This window comes from Lonsdalea britannica (assembly GCF_946477055.1).
GTDB lineage: Bacteria > Pseudomonadota > Gammaproteobacteria > Enterobacterales > Enterobacteriaceae > Lonsdalea > Lonsdalea britannica_A.
Genome location: NZ_CAMKXG010000343.1, coordinates 1 through 3,006, shown reverse-complemented (window position 1 = coordinate 3,006; position 3,006 = coordinate 1). Strand labels below are relative to the sequence as shown.

The window sequence follows — 3,006 nt, the reverse complement described above, 5'->3', positions numbered from 1 at the left end:
ATCTCTACCTCCTTATGTTGTTTCGGACGTTTATGACAAATTCCGGCAATAATAACAACAGGCTAGCCTTGTGTAGAAAACCGTCACCTGACCGTACATCTATAGACCTACCTATAAAGGGTAACGTATAATCAGCACCCGCTGGCCCCTTAGCTCAGTGGTTAGAGCAGGCGACTCATAATCGCTTGGTCGTTGGTTCAAACCCAACAGGGGCCACCAAATATTAGCTTTAAAATCATGAATTTAAGCCACTCTCGCGAGTGGCTTTTTTGTTGGGGAATCGGATAGTGTCACAAAAATGTCGCACGATTTTTCTTGTCTCGACGTTAAGTATAAAAATCTATGGTCACCCCCGTTTTTGCAACACTGATCTTTGACTTATGATGGGCTTGCTTAAATCTATCCGGCGTCACGATGGGTTCCGCGCCTGATAAAACTAAAAAAACCGCGGCTTCAAAGAACCATTTTTATGTTAGATTTTTCATCAGGCCGTTTGGCCGTTCATGTCATCAATAATCAGCCTTCGCAAAACAGATGGGTAACGACTTCAATTAACGTTAACTCTGTCGTTTAGGCAGGTTTAACGCGACCTTTCAAACACGGTTTGCTGGACTACCCCTCCCTGCCACAGTACACACCATGCCGACGATGGCGGTTGATAGGGCGCGTGCCGTCGTTGATTTCTACGACACGAACACCGTGGCGATAATCTACCATCTGTTGCACTCCTGATTGAAGGTGTGCTCAGGGTGGCAGGCCATAAAGGGGGACGCATGTTATTACGGAGTAGTGGTCGGCCAGCGGGCAGGATCCCGCAGCGGCGTTTAATCATGGCACACTGGCAGGACATAGGTAGCCGTGTAATAATTGCTCATCGGTCTATGATGCAACGCCGCAGGTTATGCCAGGACGGCTCAAGCCTTTCCGACATAACACTATATTCTATTGATATAGTTGGTTTTATAGTAAAAGGATTATTACTATGCCGGGAGCCGCCCGTCTAAACGATATAGGTAGTGGCCACACGTGTTTTCCAGCCACTCCCGTCGTCGAAGGTAGTCAGGACGTTATCATCAATGGCCAGCCCGCCGCACGACAAGGTGACGCCGTTCAGCTCCACGGTTGCCCCTGCCCCAACATGCCCCACGGTCTTCATCCGCGTCAGATAGCCGCAGGTTCATCCACCGTCATCATTAACGGTAAGCAAGCCGCCCGTATCGGAGACGATATCAACTGCGGTGGCAATATCGTGACCGGAAGCAGTAACGTCATTATCGGGGATACCCCTTATCAATCTCCGGTTGCTGGCTGTGCGCAACAATCCGCCCAGCGGCGTGATCCACTCCTCGCTTTATCGCCTATGTTGACCATCCCGCCAGTTTTTGCGAAATCCTGCCTGCGCGGTGAAGGCTGTACTGACGCGGGAACGGAGAAAGAGACGGTTGATAACTTTGGGCAGATGGCGTTATTTGCTCAGCCCGTCGTCGACGATTGCTGTGGGTATCATCGCCCTCACGTAAACAAACCGGTGGTACAGCACGCGCAAGCTGCGAAGAAGAAAAACCCCTCTCAGTTGACTGAACCGACCGCGGCATCAACACCTGTTCAACTCACTGGCTCGGAGCCTTGGTATAAAACGCTTTATTACCTGATGTCCTCAAAGGAAATAGCAGTAACGCCGACGCCATTAGCTAAATCAGCCATCACGCCAGTTGCCGCTGCCGCGGTTCCCGTGGCTACGATGTCTGCCGGAAACACGGTAGCAACCCGAGCCGCCGTCACCACGATGACGCAGGTTTGGGGGCAAGTGACATTGACTGAAGGCACACTGGCGGCATCAAGCACGGTGCCTTTACTCGGTGTGCTGTTTGCCGCTTTTTACAGCCAATCAGTCGGCGAAGGCAGCGACAAAGTACCGGGACGTGATGAGCACTGGCTGGAAGATACCCTACGGCAAAAAGGCTGGGCAGGAGAAACCGCTACGACCCGCGTGCGCTTTTTCTGGCGTCCCGACATTCACGGCAAGATGCAGGTCTACGGCGTTCATACCGGCGAAGGCACGCCGTACGAAGGTGTGCGCGTCGCAAATATGGTGTGGAAACCCGAGCAAAGCCGCTATGAATTCACGCCCGCACCGGGCGTAGATGGCCCGAAAATCACCTGGACGCCCGCCAATCCGGAAGGCTCTGAGCCAATATCGCAGACAGAAACGCCGGTCGCCCCTATTGATCAACCAACCATCCTGGTACACCCGATCCCGGACAGTGCAGAGGAGACAACAACTCCGCCGTTCCCGATGCCGGATGAGCAGGACTTCAATGACTGGATACTGGTATTCCCGGCGGACTCTGGCATAAAGCCGATTTACGTATATTTATCAGAAGCTAAGGTTTCATATACACACGGATACAAACATTATCCACCGAAGGGATTACCGTGGCGTGAAGTTGTTAAAAGTACGAAAAGCGGGCCAGCTAAATTTAAACCTGATATAGATATCCCATCCATGGATGGTGACGTTTGGGAGCGTGGTACACCAACATCAAATGGTCAAAATTGGAAGATCATGAAATTTGATGAAGTAAAAGGAGCATACAAAGGAAAGGAAACTATGTGGGTAGTCACAAAGGAGTCTCAAGGAACCATTCACTCTCATCCTATCGGCGAACAAGAAGCACAGAGGTTAATGAAATGACACGCGACATCATGATTCTAGGCGAAAAATATAACATTCAATCATTAGATAATGTTTTCGACGAATTATCCGGCATCAACTTTGATAAAACTGCCACAGAAGAGATCGATAAATTGGATGAGGATTTATTAATGATATCTTATTCAAATGGAGACTTGATAGATGTGGGATGGTACCCATCATTTGAAGTGCCTGGTGCTTTTAAAATCTACATAATAAAAAATGGGGATTGGGAAAACCCATTCTTTGAAGAGGTCATGCCTTGGAATGTTGAGGTGCTAAGACTGTCTCTTATACACATCTGACGCTGC

Annotated in this window: 2 protein-coding genes and 1 tRNA gene; all 3 read left to right on the top strand. The window is 49.7% G+C overall.

Annotated elements, in window-relative coordinates; all coding sequences use genetic code 11:
• Positions 1–143: 143 nt before the first annotated feature.
• The 3 genes from Q7O77_RS16400 (at position 144) to Q7O77_RS16390 (ending at position 3,000) form a co-directional block, all read left to right on the top strand.
• Positions 144–219, top strand: a tRNA-Ile gene (locus Q7O77_RS16400).
• 763 nt (positions 220–982) lie between these two features.
• Positions 983–2,695, top strand: coding sequence for an S-type pyocin domain-containing protein (locus tag Q7O77_RS16395; RefSeq protein WP_304169758.1), 1,713 nt, complete (start codon positions 983–985; stop codon positions 2,693–2,695).
• Entirely contained in the window at positions 2,692–3,000 is a 309-nt protein-coding gene (locus Q7O77_RS16390) for a hypothetical protein (protein WP_304169756.1), read from the top strand. The genes Q7O77_RS16395 and Q7O77_RS16390 overlap by 4 nt, the downstream gene beginning before the upstream one ends.
• Positions 3,001–3,006: the final 6 nt, after the last annotated feature.

What these genes read in the sequence shown, in the direction of transcription:
- Q7O77_RS16395 (WP_304169758.1), top strand. Translation starts at nt 983, where the DNA reads ATGCCGGGAGCCGCCCGTCTAAACGATATAGGTAGTGGCCACACGTGT.
- Q7O77_RS16390 (WP_304169756.1), top strand. Translation starts at nt 2,692, where the DNA reads ATGACACGCGACATCATGATTCTAGGCGAAAAATATAACATTCAATCA.